The organism is Pseudomonas sp. FG-3G (genome assembly GCF_901007645.1).
GTDB classification, from domain to species: Bacteria; Pseudomonadota; Gammaproteobacteria; order Pseudomonadales; family Pseudomonadaceae; genus Aquipseudomonas; species Aquipseudomonas rhizophila.
Genome location: NZ_CAAKGZ010000019.1, coordinates 77005 through 99700 on the forward strand (window position 1 = coordinate 77005; position 22696 = coordinate 99700).

Sequence of the window (22696 nt, forward strand, 5' to 3'; positions counted from 1 at the left end):
TGCGCGGGCGCGGCGTCGCTCGCTAGCTTTGGGAATTGGGTTTGGTCTTGAGTTTGCCCAGCAGCTTGTCCAGGGACTTCTGGTTCAGCGCCTTGGCCAGCGGGAAATCCGCTGGCATCAGCGAACCGGCCTGCGGGTCGAGGCAGTGCTCGACCAGCGCCTGCAAGTGTTCCAGCAGACGAGCGGGCAAACGGCTGTCGGCGTTCGGCGTGACGCTGTGCCATTCGACACGCAACACGCCGTCCTCCAGCCAGGCCACCACTTCACGGGCATGGGTCACTCGGTTCACCGGGGCCACCTCCGGCGGCGGGGTCAGGCTGCTGGCGCGCAACCAGCCCTCTGGCGTTTGCTCATGCCCCAGGTAGTTGAACAGCACATCACCGTGGCTGGCCGGCAACTCGCCGCGCTGACGCAGCAAGCCGTAGCCAAGGCCTTGGCCGGGTACGTCACGCAAGGCTTGCTTGGCGTTGCGCACCTGCTCGCCCGCGGCACCGCGGGCGTTCACCCGCAGTGGGTACAGCGTGGTGAACCAGCCGACGGTGCGGCCGACGTCCAGCCCGGCAAACGGTGCGTCACGTCCGTGGCGCTCAAGGTCCACCACGATATCGCTGCGCTGTTCGACTTCGGCCAGGGTCGCGGCGAGGGCGGCGATCAGCAGTTCTTCCGGTTGCGTGCGGTACGCCGCGTGGGACTCGGTCAGCCATTGCTGCGTGCGGCTGGCATCCCAGCGGGCCGCCAGTGTCTGGCGCTCGGCGACCGTGGCCATGGGCGGCCGGTTCGTGCCGACCTGGGCACTCCAGTAGCGATGCTCGGTAGCAGCCTTCGCGGCATGGGCTTGCAGGTGCTCGGCCCATTGACGATACGAGGTGGTTTTTGCCGGTAACGCCGGGCTTTCGCCACGTTCCAGGGCGGGGTACAGCTGTTGGAAGTCTTCCAGCAGCGGCGTCCAGGACACCGCATCGACCACCAGGTGATGGGCCACCAGGTACAGGCGCTGCGGCGTGCCCTCCAATAGGGCTGCGGCAAACAACGGGCCGTGTTGCAGGTCCAGGCTCTGCGCGACGTGCAGCAGTTGTTCCGGGTGTTCGCAGCGGGTCAGTTGGGCCGGGGCCACCGGCGCGATGTGCGCCTGCCATTGCCCGTCGATGTTGCTGAAACGCAAGCGCAGGGCGTCGTGGTGGGCCACCAGCCGGTCCAGCGTGGCTTGCACGATGGCCGGTTCCAGGCGACGGTCGCTGTCGGCCAGCACCGATTGGTTCCAGTGGGCGGCCTGGACCTGCTGCTGGTCGAAGAACCACTGGTGCAACGGCATCAGCGGCATTGGCCCGCTCACGTCGCCTTGCTCGGCCTGGGTCAACAGTGTCGTGGTCACGTGGGCCAGCGCCGCCGGGGTCGGCGAGCGGAACAGGTCCCGTGGCGTGAGCGAATAGCCCTGTTCACGCAGGCGCGAGATCAGTTTCAGGCCGAGGATCGAGTCACCACCCAGGGCAAAGAAACTGTCCGAGGTGCCGACTTCACGGCCGCCGGTCAAGGTGTCGCCGAGCAGTTCGCCGAACAACTGGCAGAGCAGGCGTTCCAGCTCGTTGCGCGGTGCCGCGTAGTCTTTCTGGGTGTTTGGCAGGGGCAGGGCGGCCAGGGCCTTGCGGTCGATCTTGCCGTTAGTGCTTAGGGGCAGGGCCGGGATTTGCACCCACACTGCCGGCACCATGTACGCCGGCAGTTCGGCCGCGAGCTGGGTGTCGAGATCCGACTGCGCGGTGCTACTGCTGTAGAACGCCACCAGGCGGTTGTCGATGACCAGGGTGCAGGCGCCGGTGATGGCCGGCAGGTTAAGCAGCGCTGAGTCGATTTCCCCCAGCTCGATGCGCTGGCCGCGCAATTTCACCTGATGGTCGAGACGCCCCAGGTACTCGATGTTGCCATCGGCCAGGAAGCGGCAACGGTCGCCGGTGCGGTACAGGCGGTCACCCTTGATGAATGGGCTGGCGAGGAAGCGTTCCTCGGTCAGGTCCGGGCGTTTCAGATAACCCCGGGCCACGCCGACGCCACCGATGTACAGCTCGCCGATGCTGCCAATCGGCAACGGTTGCATGGCCTCGTCGAGGATGTACAAACGCAGGTTGGCGATGGGCTTGCCGATCGGCACGATCACGTCGTTGGCCGAGCAACGCCAGACCGAGACGTCGATGGCTGCTTCGGTCGGGCCGTACAGGTTGACGAGGGCCGCCGGGTGCTGGCCCATGAAACGCCGCACCAGATCCACCGGCAGTGCTTCACCACTGGCGAACACCTGGCGCAAGCTGTGGCAGTTGACCAGGCTCGGTTCTTCGACAAACGCCCGCAGCATCGACGGGACGAAGTGCAGGGTGGTGACCCGTTCCTGCTGGATCAACTGGCTGAGATAGGCCGGGTCGCGATGCCCGTCCGGACGGGCGACCACCAGGGTCGCGCCGGTGATCAGCGGCCAGAAGAACTCCCACACCGACACGTCGAAGCTGTACGGGGTCTTTTGCAGAACACGGTCGTTCGGGCCAATCGGGAAGGCGTCCTGCATCCAGTGCAGGCGGTTCATCAAGGCGCCGTGTTCGTTCATCACGCCTTTGGGTTGGCCGGTGGAGCCGGAGGTGTAGAGCACGTAGGCCAGGTCGTGAGCTTCGACGCTGATCGGCTCGAACGCCGGGGCCTGGGGCAGGGCGTCGAGGGTCCAGGCCTGATGCCCGGCGGGCAGGCGCGACAGCCACTGCGCCTGGGTCAAGGTGACCTTGGCATCGGCATCCTCAATCAGGAACGCCAGGCGTGCAGCCGGCAATTCCGGGTCCAGCGGCAACCACGCGGCGCCAGCATGGACGATGCCGAGCAAGGCCACGACCATCTCCACCGACCGCTCCATGCACAGCGGCACGATGCTGTCGGTGCCTACACCGGCGGCGCGCAGGGCCCGGGCAACGGTTTGCGCCCGTTGGTCCAGTTCGGCATAGCTTAGGCGCTGGCCTTCGAACACCAATGCCGGGGCGTTGGGGCTCAGGGCGGCTTGTTGGCTGAGCGCGGTGTGCAGGTTGGTCGGGCCGCTGTAGTGACGTTCGGTGGCGTTCCAGCGATCCAGTTGCTGCTGATCCTGCTGTTGCGGGAACAGTTCGACCAGCGTGCGCCCAGGGGTTGCCACCAAGGCATCAAGCAGCGCACACCACTGCGCGCTCCAGCGTTGCATCGTCGTTTCGTCGAACAAGGCCGATTGGTATTCCAGCGCCAGCGTCATGTCGCTGCCATCGTCCTGGACTTCCCAGCTCTGTTCGAACTTGGCGTCGATCACCGGCAGCATCTGCTCTTCGAGGTTCAGCCCCGGCCATTGGCTGCTGTCCACCCGGCCATAGTTGAGGGAGAACAGCACCTGGAACAGCGGTGTACGGTTCAGGTCGCGGTTTTGCGCGACAGCACCGACCAGGGTGGCGAAGGGCAGGTCGGCATGGGCCTGGGCTGCGCGCAGGTCGACCTCAAGGCTGGTGAGCAATTGCTCGGCCGGAGCCCGTTGGTCGACGTCGCTGCGGATCACCAGGGTGTTGACCAGACAGGCCAGCAGTGTCTGGGCTTGCGGTTGATCACGCTGGTCCGCCGGGGTGCCGAAGCGAATCTCCCGTTGACCGCTGTAACGCGCCAGCAGCGCGCTCAAGGCCGTGGCGAGCACCACATAGGTGGTGGTGCCGCGCTGACGGGCGAACTGACGGATGGCTTCGGCGCGCTGGGTGCCGAGACGGAGGGTCAGTTGCCGGGCGCGACGATCTGCTTCGGCGCCACGCGGATGGTCGATGGGCAGGTCGAGTTGGTAGTCTTCCTGGCCCAGGTGGTTTTTCCAATAGTCCAGGCTGTCACTGCGTCGGGCCTGGGTGTCCGGGTGCTGTTGCCACAGGGCGAAATCGACGTAGTCGATCTCCAGCGGCGTCCAGGCCGGCGACTGCCCGTTGAGGCCGGCGGCGTAGGCCTGGGTCAGTTCGTCGATGAGCAACTGCATGGCCCAACCGTCGGTGGCACTGTGGTGCAGGCACACCAGCAGCAGGTTTTCGTCGCTGCCCTGACGTTGCAGCAGATGCGCGCGCCAAGGTGCGGCGGCGGCCAGGTCGAACGCTGTCATCAGTTCGTCCTGGGCGTTGGCGCAGGCCGAGGCCCAGTCCTGGGTCGCGACGTCAGTGACCGCGAGCGCCGGTCCGTGGTCGTCGATCAGCAATTGCGGCTCGCCGTCGACTTCGACAATCCGGCTGCGCAGCACCAGATGGCGCTGGCTGAGCTGCTCAAAGGCCTCGCGCAAGACCTGGACCTGCAGCTCACCGCGCAAGGTCAGGGCAAACGGCATGTGGTACTCGCGGGATTCCGGCACCAGGCGACTGAGCATCCAGAATCGGCGCTGGGCCAGACCCAGGGGCAATTGCGCCGGGCGCGGTTCTGCGCTGATCGACTCACCGGGCATGGCCGCGCGCAGATGCTCGGCCAGGGCCGCGACCGTCGGTTGGGCGAACACCAGCGGCAAGGGCAGGGAAACCCCAAGGCGCTCACGGACCCGGCTGACCAGGCGGGTAGCCAGCAACGAGTGGCCGCCGAGTTGGAAGAAGTGATCTTCGATGCCGACTGGTGAACAACCCAGCACTTCGCCGAACAGTTCGCAGAGTACGCTTTCAGTGGCGTTGCGCGGTGCTGTGCGCGGCTGGTCGCTTTGGCTCTGTGGCAGCGGCGTGGTGGCCAATGCCTTGCGGTCGAGCTTGCCGTTGCTATTGAGCGGCAGGCTGTCGAGCTGCACGAACAGGCTTGGCTGCATGTGCGCGGGCAGGCTGTCGCTCAACTCGGCACGCAGGGTCGCCTCATCGGCGTCTCCGCACCAGAAACTCACCAGGTGTTGGTCGAGCAACAAGGTGGCGGCATCGCGAACACCGGCCTGCGCGAGCAGTGCAGCGTCGATTTCCCCCAGTTCAATGCGCTGGCCGCGCAATTTCACCTGATGGTCGAGCCGCCCCAGGTACTCGATGTTGCCATCGGCCAGGAAGCGGCAACGGTCGCCGGTGCGGTACAGGCGATCACCTTCGATGAATGGACTGGTGAGGAAGCGTTCCTCGGTCAGGTCCGGGCGTTTCAAGTAACCACGGGCCACGCCGACGCCACCGATGTACAGCTCGCCGATGCTGCCAATCGGCAACGGCTGCATAGCCTCGTCGAGGATGTACAAGCGCAGGTTGGCGATGGGCTTGCCGATCGGCACGATTGCATCGCCCTCCGAGCAACGCCAGACCGAGACGTCGATGGCTGCTTCGGTCGGGCCGTACAGGTTGACCAGGGCCGCCGGGTGCTGGCCCATGAAGCGCCGCACCAGATCCACCGGCAGTGCTTCACCGCTGGCAAACACCTGACGCAGGCTGTGGCAGTCGACCAGGCTCGGTTCTTCGACAAACGCCCGCAGCATCGACGGTACGAAGTGCAGGGTGGTGACCTGTTCCTGCTGGATCAACTGGCTGAGGTAGGCCGGGTCGCGATGCCCGTCCGGACGCGCCACCACCAGGGTCGCGCCGGTGATCAGCGGCCAGAAGAACTCCCACACCGAGACGTCGAAGCTGTACGGGGTCTTTTGCAGAACACGGTCGTTCGGGCCAATCGGGAAGGCGTCCTGCATCCAGTGCAGGCGGTTCATCAAGGCGCCGTGTTCGTTCATCACGCCTTTGGGTTGGCCGGTGGAACCGGAGGTGTAGAGCACGTAGGCCAGGTCGTGAGCTTCGACGCTGATCGGCTCGAACGCTGGGGCCTGGGGCAGAGTGTCGAGGGTCCAGGCCTGATGCCCGGCGGGCAGGCGCGCCAGCCACTGCGCCTGGGTCAAGGTGACCTTGGCATCGGCGTCTTCGATCAGGAACGCCAGGCGTGCAGCCGGCAATTCCGGGTCCAGCGGCAACCACGCGGCGCCGGCATGGACGATGCCAAGCAAGGCCACAACCATTTCCACCGAACGCTCCATGCACAGCGGCACGATGCTGTCGCTGCCCACGCCGGCCGCACGCAGGGCCCGGGCAACGGTTTGCGCCCGTTGATCCAGCTCGGCATAGCTCAGGCGCTGGCCTTCGAACACCAATGCCGGGGCGTTGGGGCTCAGGGCGGCTTGTTGACTGAGCGCGGTGTGCAGGTCGGTCGGGCCGCTGTAGTTGCGCTCGGTGGCGTTCCATTCGACCAGTTGACGCTGACGTTCTACCGCTGGCAACGGTGACCAGTCGCCGAGACGGGTCTGTGGTGCTTCGAGCATGGTTTCCAGCAGTTGTTGCCATTGTTCCAGCCAACGCCGGGCCGTGGTTTCGCTGAACAGCGCGGCGCGGTACTCCAGCAACACAGACAGCACCTCGCCGTCGTGCACTTCCCAGTTCAGGTCGTACTTGGTGGCCTGGGCGGTCACCGCCCGTTCGCTGACCTGCAACTGCGGCCATGGCTGGCTCGACGAATCGGCGTTCTGCATGGCGAACAGCACTTGGAACAGCGGCGTCTGGCCGAGGCTGCGCGAAGGTTTCAGGTGCTCCACGACCTGGTCGAACGGCACGTCCTGATGCTGCTGGGCATCCAGCACACGGTTGCGCACCTGGCCCAGCAAACCTTCGAAATCCAGCGTCGGATCCAGATCGGCGCGCATGACCACGGTGTTGACGAAGCAGCCGATCAGCGGTTGCAGCTCGGCGAATGGACGCTGGGCCACCGGGCTGCCGACCCGTACGTCGCGCTGGTTGGCGTAGCGCCCCAAGAGCAACTGCGCCGCACCGAGCATGAGCATGTACAGCGTGGCGCCGCGTTGCTGGGCGAACTGCCGCAGGCGTGCCACCAGGGCAGACGGCAATTGCAGTTGCACTGCGCCGGCCGCTGGGGCGAGCTGGTTCGGACGGCCCTGTTCGGTCGGCAGGTCCAGCAGGTAGTCGCCGTCCTCCAGTTGGTTGCGCCAGTATTCCAGTTGGCTGCTGAACGCGGTCTGTTGACTGGGCTCGCGTTGCCAGAGGGCATAATCGGGGTATTGCAGCGCCAGCGCCGGGAGTGCCGCCGGAGTGTCCTGGCACTGGGCGGTGTAGAACTGTCGCAGTTCATCCAGCAGGTTCTGGCTGGAGGCGTCATCGGTGGCGCAGTGGTGCAGGCTGAGCAACAGCAGCGACTGGGCGCCGCCGCTGCGTTGCAGCAGTGTGGCACGCACGGGCACTTCGGCGGCGAGGTCGAAACGGCGGCCAGTTTGCGCGTGGATCGCCGCGTCGGTCAGTTGTTGCCACTGCTCGTCGCTGGCGGCCTGCAGTGGCGTGACTTGCAGGGTGATAGCGACTTGCGGTTCGACGATCAGCGCCAACTCACCGTCGCTATCGCGCACGATGCGGCTGCGCAGAATCTCGTGGCGCTGGACCACGCCGTCCAGGGCCGTTTGCAGGGCCTGGACATTGAGTTCGCCGTCCAGTTGCACGGCGCTGACCACGTTGTATTCACCACCGCCGGCGCTCAATTGTTCGAGGAACCACAAGCGTTGCTGTTCGAACGACAGCGGCAGGCGCGCCGGACGTGCCGGTGCAGCGAAGGTCGCCGCCGGGGCTTGCAGGGGATCGCCCAGCAGCGCGGCCAAGGCTTCCAGGGTCGGGTGTTCGAACACCGAGCGCAACGGTGGCACGCTGGCGAACTGTTGACGCAGGCGGGCAAACAGCGCCGCCGCCAGCAGCGAGTGGCCGCCGAGGTAGAAGAAGTGGCTGTCACGGCCGATCTGCGACGACGGCACGTTCAGCAACTCGGCCCACAGGGCGGCCAGTTGCTGTTCGGCGGCGCTGCGCGGTGGCTGCAGAGCGTCTGGCGCGGCTTGGATGTCCGGGGCCGGCAAAGCCTTGCGGTTGAGTTTGCCGTTGTCGGTCAGCGGCAACTCATCGAGCAGCACGAATGCCGAGGGCACCATGTAGTCGGGCAGGGCGGCGCCAATGGCTTTGCGCCAAGCGTGAATATCGGCCTGCTGATCGCAGGTCACATAGGCCACCAGGCGCTTGTCGCCGGGCACGTCTTCACGGGCCAATACCACGGCCTGGCGCACGCCCGGTTGGGCGCCGATCAGGGTTTCAATTTCCCCCAGTTCGACGCGGAAGCCACGAATCTTCACTTGATGGTCCATGCGTCCCAGGTATTCGAGCTGGCCGTCGGGCAGCCAGCGCACCAGATCGCCGGACTTGTACATCCGCGCGCCGGGCTGCGACGAGAACGGGTCTTCGATGAACACCTTCGCCGTCTGCTCGGCACGGTTGAGATAGCCCAGGGTCACGCCCGCACCGCCAATGTGCAGTTCCCCCGGGACGCCCACCGGCATCGGGTTGAGGAATGCATCGAGCACGTAAGTGCGCACGTTGGCGATCGGCCGGCCAATGATCGGCCGCAGCGGGAAGTCATCCACCGCGCAACCGGTTGCATCGACCGTGCATTCGGTCGGGCCGTAGGTGTTGAAGAAGCGGCTGCCGGCAATCGACGGCAAGCGCTGCCATAGCTGCGCATCCACCGCATCGCCACCGAACAGCACGAAGCGCGGCAGGTACACCTCGCCACGACGAACGCCGTCACTTTCAAGCAAGGCCTTGAGCTGTGCCGGGGTGCACTCGAAGGCTTCCAGACGGGTGTTGCGGAAGAACCCAGCCAAGGCCTCGGGGTCGTAGCGCACGTCTTCCGGGGTCAGGTACAGGCTGTGGCCGTCGAGCAGCAGGATCAGCTCGGCCACCGAGCTGTCGAAGGCGAACGAGTAGTTGAAGCTGGTGCGCATCGGCTGGTCGGTGTAGCGGCGATACAAGCCATGGATGCGCGCCCAGGCCAGGTTGACCACCGAGCCATTGGTCACCAGGGTGCCCTTGGGCTTACCGGTCGAGCCGGAGGTGTACATGATGTAGGCCAGGTCTTGCGGGCCGGCGAGCGGGGCAGGGTTGCTGTCCGGCTGGTTGGCGAACAGCGCTGCGTCGCAGTCCAGGCGCAAGCGTGGCAGTTCGGCGCCCAGCTGTTCCAGCAAACCCTGCTGGCCGAGGAACAGTGCCGGCTGCGCGTCTTCAAGCATGTACGCCAGGCGATCCACCGGGTAGGTCGGGTCCAGCGGTACATAAGCGCCGCCGGACTTGAGAATGCCCAGCAGGCCGACCAGCAGTTCCAGCGAACGCTCGACACACAGCGCCACCGGGCGGTTGGCACCGACACCACAGCTGCGCAGGTAATGCGCTACCTGGTTGGCGCGCCGGTTCAGTTCGCCGTAGCTCAGGCTGCGGCCTTCGAAACACAGGGCGTCGCGTTCCGGGGTGCGCTCGGCCTGTTGTTCAAACAACTGGGCGAAGGTCAGGTGCGTCGGCACCGCCATCTCGGTGCGGTTCCACTCGACCACGGTGCGTTGCCACTCCGCGTCCATTAGCAGCGGCAAGGCGGCGACCGGGCGCTGTGGCTCGGCGAGCATGTGTTCGAGCAGATGCTCCAGGCGCGCGAGAGTCTGGCGGGCGCTGTCGGCGACGAACAGGTCGAGGGCGAACATCAGCTCCAGCTGGATCGGCGCATTGGCCGGGCACAGCACGTGCAAGTCCAAGTCGCATTCGGAGTGCCGCAGCGGCGTGTCCAGGGCTTCGAATTCCAGCCCGGGGAAGCGCAACCGCGACTCCATGGCCAGTTGCTGGGCGACCATCACCTGGTACAGCGGCGCATGGCTGAGGCTGCGCGGCAGTTGCAGGCTGTCGACCAATTGTTCGAACGGCAGGTCCTGATGCAGCAAGCCACTGCGCAGACGTTCGGCCACTTGTTTGACCAGGGCGGTGAAGTCGGCTTGCGGCTCGAAGTCGGCGCGGATCGCCAGGTTGTTCAGCAAGATACCCAGCAGACCTTCGGTGCCCGGTTGTTCCCGGTGGGTGACCGGGGTGCCGACCAGTACCGTGGCGTCGCCGCTCAAACGGTGCATCAGCACGGCAAAACCGGCGAACAGGACGGTGAACGGCGTGGTGCCGAGGCGACTGGCAAAGGCTTGCACTCGACCACTGAGGTCGGCGCTGAGTTCACGCTGCACGATCCCGGCGCGGTAGCTTTGCACCGACGGCCGAGGATGATCGGTGGGCAAGGCCAGCAGCGGGCTGGCGTCGCTGTCGCGACGGTCCAGGGTGGTGGTCCAGTAATCGAGTTGGCGCTTGAGTTCCGCGCCTTGCAGGTGTTCGCGCTGCCAGAGGGCGAAGTCAGCGTATTGCAATGGCAGGGCCGGCAGGTCGGCGGGAGTGCCGTTGCAACGGGCTTCATAACCCAGGGCCAGCTCGCGCAGGGCGATGGTGGCTGACCAGGCGTCCGAGACCAGGTGATGCAGGGCGATGCCCAGCACATGCTCGTCCGGCGCCAGGCGCAGCAAGCGCGCCCGCAGCAACGGAGGGCAGGTCAGGTCGAACGGTTGCTCGAAGGTGTCTTGCAAGGCATTGAACTGCGCGCCGGCGCGCGCGGTAGCGGTCAGGCTCGACAAGTCTTCGAAGGGCAGCGAGATGTCCAGCGCTGGGCTGATGCGCTGGCAGGGCACGCCGTTGTTATTGTGGATGCCGGTACGCAGGATTTCGTGGCGCACCAGCAGATCGTTCAGGCTGGCGTGCAGCGCCTGGACGTTGAGTTCACCCTTGAGGTGCAGGGCGAACGGGATGTTGAACAGGGTGGTGCCCGGCGTCAGTTGTTCGATGAACCACAGGCGCTGTTGCGAGAACGACAGCGGCAGCAGCGTCGGGCGTGGCCGGGCCTGGTGCATGTTGAGCGCGCTGCTCTGCGGTGCGGCCTCGGCCTGGCGGGCGCCGATGGCTTCGGCCAGCAAGGCCACGGTCGGCTGTTCGAACAACACCCGCAACGGCAGGTCGAGCTTGAATTGGGTGCGCAGGCGGGCAACGATCTGGGTCGCTAGCAGCGAATGCCCGCCGAGGGTGAAGAAGTTGTCTTCCACGCCCACTGTGTCGCGCCCCAGGACCTCGGCCCAGACAGACGCCACGCTGGTTTCCAGCGCGTTGCGCGGGGCGATGCTGTGCTGGGTGTCGGCCTGCCAGTCCAGCTCACGGGCGGCGAGGGCCTTGCGATCGACCTTGCCGTTGTTGTTCAGAGGCAGCTTGTCCAGGCAGACGAAGGCCGCCGGCACCATGTACGGCGGCAGTTGCGCGCGCAGGTGCTCGCTCAGGTCGTCGCTGCCCAGGGCCTGGTCATGGGCCGCCCAGTACGCCACCAGCCAGGCTTCGCCGACGGTGTTTTCCCGCAGCAGGACCACGGCTTCCCGCACGTTCGGGTGCTGCGCGAGACGGTGTTCGATTTCCGTCAGCTCGATCCGGTGCCCGCGCAGTTTGACCTGCTGGTCGCGGCGGCCGAGGTATTCGATCACCCCGTCTGCACGCCAGCGCCCCAGGTCACCGGTGCGGTACAGGCGACCTTCGAGTTGAGGATGGTCGATAAAGGCGTCAGCGGTGCGTTGCGGGTCGTGCAGATAGCCGCGGCCGACGCCGACGCCCCCGACACAAATTTCCCCGGCCACGCCAACCGGCACCGGACGCAGGGCTTCGTCCAGCACATACAGGCGGTTGTTGGCGGTCGGCTGGCCGATGGGCATGTGGCTGACTTCGGCCCCCGGTGCTTCGAAAATCGGTTGGAAGGCCACGTCGTCGGCGCATTCGGCCGGCCCGTAGGCGTTCATCAAGGCAATGTCGGGGAACCGGGCGAACCAGCCGCGGGCCACGGTCGGCGGCAGGGCTTCACCGGTGGGCAGTACCCAGCGCAGGTCCGGCAGTTGCAAATCGCATGGGCACAGTGCGAGCAAGGTGCGCATCAGGCTCGGGACGATTTCCAGCACGTTCAGGCGCTCGCTGGCGAGCACTTGCAACAGGCGTTGCGGGTCGTGGGCGACCTCATCCGGAAGAATGTGCACGGTGGCACCGAGCACCGGCGCGGCGAGGAACTGCCACACCGAAATGTCGAACGCCACCGAGGCGGTCTGGGGAATCCGGTCGGCGGCGCTGAGACCCAGGGCCGGTACTTTGCCGAAGATGTTGTTGAGCATGCCGCGCTGTTCGATCATCACACCCTTCGGAGTGCCGGTCGAACCGGAGGTGAACAGCACGTAGGCCAGGCTGTCCGGACCGGCGAGCACCGGCAGAGGCGCGTCGTTGCCGGACGTCCAGCAGGCCTCGGCGAACAGCGCCTCGGGCGCCCGGTCGAGGCCGCTGAGCAGTTGATCGAGCAGGCCGCTGCAGGCTTCGCTCGCCACCAGCAGAGCCGCGTGGGACAGCCCGAGGATTTCCCGCAGGCGCTCGGGCGGGTGATTGACCTCAAGGGGCAGCATCGCTGCGCCCGCCTTGAACACGGCCAGCATCATGGTCAACAGCGCCGGGCCACGAGGGGCCACCAGCGCGACCAGTTGATCTGCCCCGGCACCGGCCTCGCGCAGGGCATGGGCCAGGCGCGTGGAACGCAGGTCCAGCTCGGCGTAGGTCAGCGACTCACCGGCGCAGATCGCAGCGACCTGATCACCGCGCTGGGCGACCTGGGCGGCAAACAGCTCGGCGTAGCTTTGATCCAGCGGGAATTCATGGGGGTTGAGTGCCCACTCGCCCAGCAACTGTTGGCGCTCCTCGGCGGCCAGCAGTTCGAAGCTGGCCAACGGCGCGTCGGGGGCGGCGAGCATGCTGCGCACCAGGCTGGCGATGTGGCCCAGCAGGCGCTGCACGGTGGCGGCCTCGAAACGTTCGCGGTCATACGACACGCGGATGCCCAGCTGTTCCCCCGGCAGGATCACCACGGTCAAGCCGTAGTGGGTGTGCACGCTGTGGTCCATACCTTCGAGGCTGAACTGGAAGCCGCCTTCGAGGATCTGTTCGTCGATGGGCGCGTTTTCGAATACCAGGATGCTGTCGAACAGGGTCTCGCCCCGGGGGAAATCGCTCCAGCCCTGGATGTCGGTCAACGGCGTGTGCTCGAAGTCGCGCATGTCGACGTTGAGCTTTTGCAGGTCGCCCAGCCAATTGCCGAGCGTGGCATTCGGGTCCACCGACACCCGCAGTGGCAAGGTGTTGATGAACAGGCCGATCATTTGTGCGACGCCGGTCAGGTCGGCCGGACGCCCGGCCACGGTGACGCCGAAGACCACGTCCTGTTGCCCGCTGTAGCGCGACAGCAGCAGTGACCAGACGCCCTGGAAAAACGTGTTCGGGGTGATCCGCCGATTGCGGCAGAACGCCGCCAGCGCCTGGGTTTCCTGCTCGTTCAGGTGAATCAGTTGGTCGTCCACCAGCACCGCATCGGTGTAGCGGTCGCGGGTCACGCCGTTGTCCACGGTCAGTGGTGTGGGCGCGTTTAGCCCTTGCAACTGGCCGCGCCAGAATTGCTCGGCCTTGCCCGCATCCTGGCGTTGCAGCCACTGGATGTAATCGCGAAACGGCCGAGGGCTTTTCAGCTCTGGCGTGCGGTCGTTGCACAGTGCTTCGTAGACTTTGAGGAAGTCCACGGTCACCAGGGAAATGCACCAGGCGTCCATCAGGATGTGGTGGAAGCTGCGAATGAATTCGTAGGACTCGTCAGCCAGGCGCACCAGTCGAAAGCGAATCAGCGGTGGCTTGGACAGGTTGAAGCCGACTTTCTGCTCGTCTTCCAGCAGGGTGCGGATCCGCGCTTCCTGCTCATGGGGGGCGAGCCCGCGCAAATCGAGGGTGTCCAGCGGTACCTTGACCTGACGATGGATCACCTGCACCGGTTGCTTCTGGCTTTTCCACTGGAAACTGGCGCGCAGGGAAGGGTGCAGCGCCACCACCTGGCGCCAGGATTCGAGGAACGCGCCTTCATCAATGGCCCCGCCGATGCGGTAGCGATCCTGCATCAGGTACACACCGGAGTCTTCGTGCAGCAGGGAGTGGAACAGCATCCCTTGTTGCAGCGGCGACAGCGGGTAAATGTCTTCGATCGGGTTGCCGGTGGTTTTTTCGCTGGTCATTAAAAGGATCCTGCGTAAATAGGGGCGACGGTGATGGCGTGCTGACGAGAAGAACCGCTCACAGGTCGGCCTCGTCCAGTTCGGCCATCAGCGCTTGCATTTCGTCATCGGACAGGCCCGAGGCGCTGAATTCGGTGCTGTCGGCTTGCGGCTCGGCGGCGCTCGGATCCAGCGGTTGCGCGACCTCGGCCATGGCTGCGACGGTCTGGCGTTCGAAGACTTGCTTGGCCGACAGCGCGATGCCTTGCTCATGGGCCTGGGCCACCACTTGCAGGCTCAGGATCGAGTCGCCGCCGATGGCGAAGAAATTGTCGGTGACGCTCACCGTCGAGAGTTTCAAGACCTTGGCGACGATGGCTTGCAGGGTGGTTTCCATGGCGTTGCGCGGCGCCACGTGGGCGCTTTCGTCGAGCTGCTCCGGGTCGGGCAACTGGCGGGTGTCGAGCTTGCCGTTGGGCGTGCGCGGAAAGCTCGTCAGGGTCAGCACCAGGGCCGGCACCATGTACGACGGCAGACGCTCGCCGAGGAAACGCTTGATCGCCTCCGAGTCCGGTGCGTAGCCGTGGGCGGCCAGGACATAGGCGAGCAAGCGCTTGCCGGCGGCGTGTTCCTGGACGATCACCGCGGCTTCGCGCACATCGCTGTGGCTGCACAATTGGCGTTCGATTTCGCCCAGCTCGATGCGGTAGCCGCGCACCTTGACCTGATGGTCCTTGCGCCCAAGGAATGCCAGGCGCCCGTCGGCTAGCCAGCACGCCAGGTCGCCGGTGCGGTAGGCGCGAGTGCCGTCGGCCAGGGTGACGAAGGCCTTGGCGGTTTCTTCGGGTTTGTGGCGATAGCCGCGGGCCAGGGTGGGGCCGGCGAGGACGATTTCACCCGGTTCGCCAATGCCGCAAGCCGTGTCGAATTCATTCAACAGGCGCAGGTCCATGCCGGCGATCGGACGGCCGATGCTGACGTTCCGGCGTGGGTCCAGCACCTCATAGGTGGCCCATACGGTGGCCTCAGTGGGGCCGTATTCGTTCACCAGATGTGCGTGTGGCAGGGTCTTGCTGTGTTGCGCGATCAGCGATGGCGGGCAAGCCTCACCCGCGACGATCCAGCAGGCGAGGCTGTCGGTTCCCCCGCTGCGCTGCAATTGATCGAGCAGGGCTTGGTACAGCGACGGCAACGACAGGCCGTGGCTGACCTGGTGCTGGGCAATCAACTGCGCCAGGCGGGCCATCTCCAGCTCTTCGCCCGGGGCGGGCAATACCAGGCGTCCGCCTTGGGCCAGGGTCCAGAAAATCCCGGCGACCGAACTGTCGAAGGCAAACGACGACAACAACAGGTAGGCGCGCACCGGAGTCTCATAGGCCGCCATGCGCACTTGGGTCGAGAAACTCAAGGCGCCGTGGCTGATTTCCACGGCTTTCGGCGCACCGGTAGAGCCGGAGGTGTAGATCAGGTAAGCGAGGTCGTCGGCGTCCGGCAAGGGCAGCGCCGGACAGTCGCCGAGGTCCTGTGTTGTCAGCTCATCCAGCACGAAGCGTTGCAGGTTGGCCGGCACGCTGTCGGCCAGTTCGGCGCTGACCACGATGTGGGCGATGGCGCTGTCGGCGAGCATGTAGGCGCGGCGGTCGGCCGGGTAGGTCGGATCGACGGGCACGTAGGCGCCACCGGCTTTCAAGACGGCGAGCATGGCGACAATGGCCGCGTTACTGCGGGCGAACAGGATGCCGACGGGCACCCCTGGACCGATGCCGGCGGCGACCAGTTGATGGGCCAGTTGCGTGGCGCAGGCGTCGAGGCGGCTGTAGCTCAGGTCGCCGTCCTTGTCGCTGAGGGCGATGGCGTTCGGTTGTTGGCGAACCTGACGGGCAATCAATTCCACCAGCGTCACCGGTTCGATGGAGGGTGCGCTCGCGCCGGCACCGATCAACTGCGCTTGCAGCGCGCCACCCAGGGGCAATTGGGCCCAGCCCCGTTGCGGTTCGGCCAGGGCGCCGTGCAGCAGTTGCAGCCATTGTTCGGCGAGGCAGCCCACAGCGTCGGCGCTGAGGACATGGCGGTCGTAGACCACCTGCGCGTGCAGGCTGTCGGGCAACTGGCGGACGTTCAGGCAAGCCTTCAACGGGTTCATGACCGCACTGGCGTGGCGCTCCCGGGCATCGCCGGAGCGCCAGGCAAAAGCGTATCCGGCGTGGTGGTCGCCGGTGTAATAGTCTTGCCAGCCAATCAGCCGTTCCAGGGTGGCGGCCACTTGCGTGCTTTGCTCCAGCAGAGTCGCCTGGGCATCCAGTTCGATGCTCACGGGCAGGCACTGTTCGAACAGGCCCAGGGTGTTCTCCAGTTCCGCGCCGCGACTTTCATGGATCAGAGTGAGTGGCACCTGTTGCTGGCCGGCCAGTCGTCCCAGGACCGCTGCCCATGCCGCCAGCAGCAGTTCCGGGGTCAGGGCCGGGTGACGGGCGAGGTCGGCCGGCAGCGTCAGCTCCAGTCGGGTCGGCGCAAATCCACCATCGAGGGGCGATTCCAGCGGCAGCTGCAAGGTGGCCTGTTCGGTGTCGACCGCAGGTTTCCAGAAGCTCACGCCCGGATGATCCGGTGCGTCTTCCACCAGGCTCCAGCGCCATTCGGCGTAATCGGCGTACTGCAGTGTTTCGGACAGGTCCGTGGCAGTGTCTTGCAGCAATGCAGCGGCCAGCCATTTCAGGCTGGCGAGGTCGAAGTGGCTGCTGGCCGCCGCGAGGTCCAGCACGCCTTGCTCATCGGACAGGCGCACCAGGGTCACCCACAGCGGGGTTGTCCAGTCACGGGGCTGGGTGGCGAGCTGAGCGAGCGCGGCGTCCTGATCGGCGCGGCTGTGCTGGCGCAGGTCCTGGAGGTTCACCGCCAGTGAGCCGGCTTCGTCAATCACCTGCACCGGGTGGCGCAGGCCTGGCACGGGCATCAGGCGTGTGCGCAGGATCTCGCTGCCGGCCACCAGTGCCTGCAGGCGGTTGTTCAGTGCATCGACGTCCAGCGGTTGTGACAGCGACCATTGCAAATGACAGCTGAACGGGTGCTGCGCTGCGCCGTTGGTGTGTGGGTAAACCGATGCCTGTTGCGGGGAAATACGAAAACCTTGAAGTCCGCTCATGTTCATCTCGACTGGAAAAGGGCTTGAGCCTGGATCACCGCACAGACGTCGGGGCTTGCTGGACTCGTGTCAGGCAAGCCGCCTGCGAACGGCGGGTGGACCCGTTGAATGTCAGACGGCAACGTCGCTCGACAGCAGGGCTTCAGCCATGCCGGTCATGATGGCGCGCTTGCCGGTAAAGGGTTCGCGACCGTGCACGGCGAGCATGTTGTCGATGAACAACACGTCCCCCTGCTGCCAACTGAAGCGCACCAGCGAGTCGAGGTAGGCCGCGCGTAGCGATTCCAGGACCTGCGGCTCGATCGGTTCGCCATCGCCGTAAAAGGTGTTGGTGGGCAGGTCGAGGTCGTTGAAGTTGCTTTGCAGCGAATCGCGGATTCGCTCGGGCAGGGTGCTGATGTGGAAGAACGTGGCGTGGTTGAACCAGACCTCTTCGCCGGTGCGCGGGTGGCGCACCACGGCCGGCCCGCGTTGGCGGGTGCGCAGGCGATTGTTGTCTTTCCATTCCACTTCGATGCCGACGCTGGCGCAGTAGGCTTCCACTTCGCGGCGGTCTTCGGACTGGAACACGCTCTGCCACGGCAGGCCGAAACCGTCGCCGTAGTTGCGAACGTACAGCACGCCTTTTTCCCGGAACCGCGCTTCGATCTGCGGGCTGATCCTGGCCTTTACGGCGCGGGTCGAGCCGATCGGTGTTTCACCGCCGGTCTCGGACGGCAGTTGGCAGTAGAAGAACAACCGCAGCGGGAAGCGCGGCGAGTAGGAGTGCTCGTTGTGGGGGAAAATCATCTGGTCGGCCGGGTAGTCGGTCGAGGTGTAGATGTTGCCGCCGACCCGTGTCCGGGGGGACGCGCGGAACATGTATTCCAGCGCTCCGGGGGAGAGGGCGGCGATCACCTGGTCGAACTGCTCGACAGACGCGACGTTGAAGCCGCGAAACAGCAGGGCGCCGTACTGCAGCAGTTTCTTTTCCAGCGACTCGCGTTCCCGGGCGGCCCAGGCGATCAGGTCAACGCCGCTGACCGCCGGTTCGATCACCAGGGGCAGCGCGTGGTCCGGACTGAGCAGGCGCTCGGTGACCAACTGTTGTTCCGAGACGTTCATGGCTTTGCGACGCACGGCGCCAAGGGCACGTGGCGATGGGGGCACGATAGACATAACGGCATCCGACTCGGTTAAAAGGACAAGGAGCGACGTTTGGCTTGCATCATCTGGCTGCGACCGGTCAGCGCCTGGGACTGCTGTCGCTCCCGGGTAAAGGCCTGATCCCAGCTGTCGATGCGCTCGGCCAGTGCCGGCAACGGCTCGTCCAGCAGGCTGTGCATCTGCTCCAGCAGGCGCGTCCACAGGTGTTGCAGGCGCAAGGCACGGTCCCGGTCGAAGTATTCGCCGCGATACTTGAGGGCCGCGGCGAGGCCTTCGTCGCCGTGCACCAGGTCGAGCACCAGGTGGAAGTCCCCCGGTGCCTGGGCCACGTCCAGCGCGGACAACCGCGCGCCAGCGATGGCGGTCGGGGTCACCCGTGACGGTTGATAGTTGAGCTTGACCTGGAACAGCGGCGAGTGACCGGGGCGGCGCTGCGGCGCGAGTGCCGAGACCACCAGATCAAAAGGCAGGCCTTGATGGGCATAGGCCAGGCGCGACTCATCGCGAACCTGCTCAAGGAAACCGGCCAGGGTCGCTTCGCCGCGCAAGTCACAACGCAGGGTCAACTGGTTGACGAAGAAACCGATGACGTCGTTGTGCTCTGCCAGTGGTCGGCCGCTGACGTCGGTGCCCAACAGGAACTGCGGCTGGCCGCCCAGTTGCTTGAGGACCAGTTGGTAGCTGGCCAGCAACAACATGAACAACGTCATGCCTTGTTCGCGGCCCAGCGCTGCCAGTCGCTCGCAGTCGGTCTGCGGCACGTTGAAGTCCAGGCTGTATTCGCCCGGGGCCTGGCCGCTGCCACCCAGTTCCAACGTTTGCGGCATGCCGGCCAGGTGTTCGCGCCAGAAGCCTTGCTCGATGGCGATTCGCTGTTCGCTCCAGTGCAGGGCTTCCCATTGGGCGAAAGCCAGGTATTGCCCCGGCAGCGCGGCGTCCGCCGAACCCGCCAGCTCTGCCAACAATAGTTGCGCCGAGCGTCCGTCGAAGGCGATGTGGTGCAGCGTCAACAGTAGGTCATGCTGTTGGTCATGGCGGCTGAGCAACTGCGCTCGCAGCACTGGGCCGGCTTGCAGATCGACAGGGGTGGCGTGTTCTTGGGCCAGGCTTTCGTCCAATGTCTGCTGTTGCTGCGCTTGGTTCTGCTCACGCACATCATGATGGACCAGCGCCACAGCCGTGGCCGGCAACACCTGTTGTTGCGGGCCATCGACACTGTCGCGGTACACCGTGCGCAACACGCCGTGACGCTCGATCAGCGTGTTCAGGCGCAGGGCCAACGTCTCGATGTCCAACGGACCTTGCAGGCGCAGGTGCAGTACCAGGTTGTGGCGGGTGTCGTCCGGGTTCAGTTGGCGCAGGAACCACAAGCGACGTTGGGCGAACGATTGATGCCCCTGACTGGGATTGGTCTGCTCGGTGGGAGCATCGGCCGTTGGCGTTGGATCATTGAGGAAAGCGTGCAGGGCCAGCGCCCATTGCCCCAGGGTGGTTTCCCCGAACAGGCTTTGGGTATCGAGGTTCCAGCCCAGGTCCCTGTGCAGGCGCGCGGCAAAGTCGGCCACGCCGATGGAATCCAGGCCCTGGCCGATCAGGCTGAGGTCGAAGTCGGCGGAAAAATACGGGTTGACCGCGTGCAGCGTCTGTTCCAGCCATTGGCGGCAAGCGGCTTGGGCCTGTTGCGACGTTTCGGTCGCCAGGCTTTTGAGCTGGGCAAGGTCAAGGGGCTCGTCGTTCGAGGCCAGCGTTCCACCGCTCTGGGCGATGATGCTCAACGTGCCGGCGGCCAGTTGTTTGCGCGCACCTTGGCGGGCGATCTTGCCGCTGGTGGTCATCGGGATGGTGCCGGCTTGCACCAGCACAATCTGGTCGATGCCGCAGTCGGCGGCTTCGCGCACAGCGTTTTGCATCGACGCGAACAGCGCCGGATGATGCGCCGGGTCGACGAACTTGCGCTGCGGCTCGGCGACAATCACCAGTTTCTCGCGGCCCAGTGCCGGGTCCATTTGCGCGAAGGCGGCGATGCGTCCGGTACGGATGCCCGGCTCGGCGTCGGTAATGGCGAATTCGATGTCGTGGGGGTAAAGGTTGCGCCCATTGAGAATCAACAGGTCCTTGAGCCGCCCGCAGATCACCACCTGGCCTTCGTGCATGAAGCCCAGGTCGCCGGAGCGCAGGTAATGCTCCGATGAGCCGACAATCCGTGCCTCAAAGGCCTCACGAGTGGCTTCGGGATTCTTCCAGTAGGATTCGGCGTTGCTCGGGCCCTTGAGCCAGACTTCGCCGATGCGATCGGCGGCGCAGCGCTCGAAGGTGTGCGGGTCGACGATGGCGATGCTGTGCAAGGCTTGCGGATAACCGCAGGCGACGAACTCCACCGCGGCGGCATCGGCAGCGGCCAGGGCCACGCGACCGCTCTCCAGCACGGCTTTGTCCAGGCGCAGCACCACCGGCAGCGCATCGGCCGGCGTGGCGCTGACGCACAGCGTTGCTTCGGCCTGGCCATAACCGGGGCTGATGGCCAACGGGTTCAGGCCGCAGGCGGCAAAACGCTGGGCGAAGGCTTCCAGGGTGCCGGGATGGATCGGCTCTGCGCCGTTGATGGCGTGTTTCCAGTTGCTCAGGTCCAGCTGTGCGATCAGGTTGTCGCTGACCACGCGGTTGCACAGGGCATAGGCGAAGTTGGGGGCGAAGCTGGCGGTGGCCCGGTAGCGACTCAATGCCTGCAGCCAGGTCGACGGCGCATTGACGAAGGTCTGGGAAGCCATCAGGTAGCACGGCATGCCGCTGTAGAGCGGAGCCAGCATGCCGCCGATCAGGCCCATGTCGTGATACAGCGGTAGCCAGTTGACCATGGCGCCGTGCTCGTCGAAATCGTACGCCTGGCGCATCAGTTCGACGTTGGCAATCAGGTTGCGCTGACGCACCTCGACGCCTTTTGGCGAGCCGGTCGAGCCTGAGGTGTATTGCAGGAAGGCTACGGTCGAACCGTCGATAGCCGGGCGTTGCCACTGGCTGGCCGGTGGTGTGCCCAGGTGCTGGACGGTCAGCACCTCGACGCGGCCCTCCACCAGTTCCTGCAGGCTTTCGCAATGATCCGCCGGTGCCAGAATCAGCGCCGGCTCGGCATCCACTACCACGTTGCGGACGCGGTCGAGGTGGCGCGGTTTGCGCGACGGTGGCGGAAACAACGGCACGGCAATCAGGCCCGCATACAGGCAGGCACAGAAGGCGCGGGCGTAGTCGAGGCTGCTGGGCAGCATCAACAGCACGCGATCACCCGGCGCATAACGCGCTTGCAGCGCGGCCGCCAGGGACTGGGACTGCTCGTGCAGTTGGGCAAAGGTCAGGGTTTCGCCGATGTTTACACCGTCCGGCAAGAAATGCAGGGCAGCACGCTGAGGGAAGTGCTGGGCGTTGGCTTCCAGCACCTCGATCCAATGTTTGAATGAAAACATGTGCAATTCACGCCATGGCCACGATGACTTTGCGGTCACCGGTGAAAGGATTGCGACCGTGTGCCACCAGTCGGTTGTCGAGCATCAGGATATCGCCCGGTTGCCAGGGGAAGCTGATGGCAGTCTCGCGGTAAACCTCGCGCACGGTGTCGAGCATGTCGTCGGCAATGGCCGAGCCGTCGCCGAAATAGACATGGCGCGGCAGGTTCTCTTCACCCACCGCTGCCAGCAGGCTGGCGCGTACGCTCGGTTCGATGGCCGAGACATGGAACAGGTGCGCCTGGTTGAACCAGACCCATTCACCGGTATCGGGATGCTGCTGCACGGCGGCGCAACGCTGGCGGGTGCGCAGGTCGCCATCGGCTTTCCATTCCCACTCGATGTCGTTGTCCCGACAGTAGCGTTCGACCTGGGCACGGTCCTGGGTGTTGAAGACTTTTTCCCAAGGCAGGTCCAGGGCGCCGCTGTAGTTGCGGACGTAGAGCAACTCGCGGCTGGCGAACAGCTCGCGGATCTCGGCGGGCATGCGCTGGTAGATCAGGCGGCTGTCGGCAATCGGGGTCTCGCCGCCGGTTTCACTGGCCTTGATGCAGTGAAACCAGATGCGCGAAGGCCAAGGGCGGGTGTAGGCCTGCTCGTTGTGCAAAGGGATGAATTGATGGGCCGGGTATTCCGTGGAGCTATAGACCCCGGCGAAGACTTTGCTGCGCGGCGTGGAGCCGAATTCGTAACTGGCCAACTGTGCCCCGAAGCTGGCAGCGAAGCGCTTGAAATCGATGGGCGTGGCGACCGTGAAACCGCGAAACAACACGCCGCCAACCGTGGTCAGGGCATGAGCCAGGCGGTCACGAATCGAGGCGTCCAGATCGTGGATCGACTGTCCCGATGCCCCCTGTACCAGCAGGGGTAGCGACTGGGCGCTTGCATCCGTGGGCGCCATTGAAAAAAGCTCGGAACGCCCGTTCAGGTGTTCGATTGAGGTCATCCTTGTGCATCCTCTTATAT

General features: G+C 65.4%; 5 protein-coding genes. All 5 read right to left on the bottom strand.

Annotated features, from left to right (window positions below; all coding sequences use genetic code 11):
• Nucleotides 1–22 precede the first annotated feature (22 nt).
• The 5 genes from PSEUDOMOFG3G_RS09510 to PSEUDOMOFG3G_RS09530 all read right to left on the bottom strand — a co-directional run bounded on the left by PSEUDOMOFG3G_RS09510 (nt 23) and on the right by PSEUDOMOFG3G_RS09530 (nt 22676).
• Nucleotides 23–13966 (bottom strand): non-ribosomal peptide synthase/polyketide synthase, encoded by a 13944-nt coding sequence (locus PSEUDOMOFG3G_RS09510; RefSeq protein ID WP_139049749.1) that lies wholly within the window; start codon nt 13964–13966, stop codon nt 23–25.
• A gap of 58 nt (nt 13967–14024) precedes the next feature.
• The gene (locus PSEUDOMOFG3G_RS09515) at nt 14025–17087 is read right to left on the bottom strand and encodes an amino acid adenylation domain-containing protein (RefSeq protein ID WP_139049750.1); all 3063 of its coding nucleotides are present in this window, start codon (nt 17085–17087) and stop codon (nt 14025–14027) included.
• A 111-nt stretch (nt 17088–17198) separates the two neighbouring features.
• Complete coding sequence (locus tag PSEUDOMOFG3G_RS09520) at nt 17199–18245, bottom strand: TauD/TfdA family dioxygenase (protein ID WP_076384134.1); 1047 nt, start codon at nt 18243–18245, stop codon at nt 17199–17201.
• A 17-nt stretch (nt 18246–18262) separates the two neighbouring features.
• Complete coding sequence (locus PSEUDOMOFG3G_RS09525; RefSeq protein ID WP_139049751.1) at nt 18263–21691, bottom strand: condensation domain-containing protein; 3429 nt, start codon at nt 21689–21691, stop codon at nt 18263–18265.
• Between the two features lie 7 nt (nt 21692–21698).
• Nucleotides 21699–22676 (bottom strand): TauD/TfdA family dioxygenase, encoded by a 978-nt coding sequence (locus tag PSEUDOMOFG3G_RS09530; protein WP_139049752.1) that lies wholly within the window; start codon nt 22674–22676, stop codon nt 21699–21701.
• Between the last annotated feature and the right edge of the window lie 20 nt (nt 22677–22696).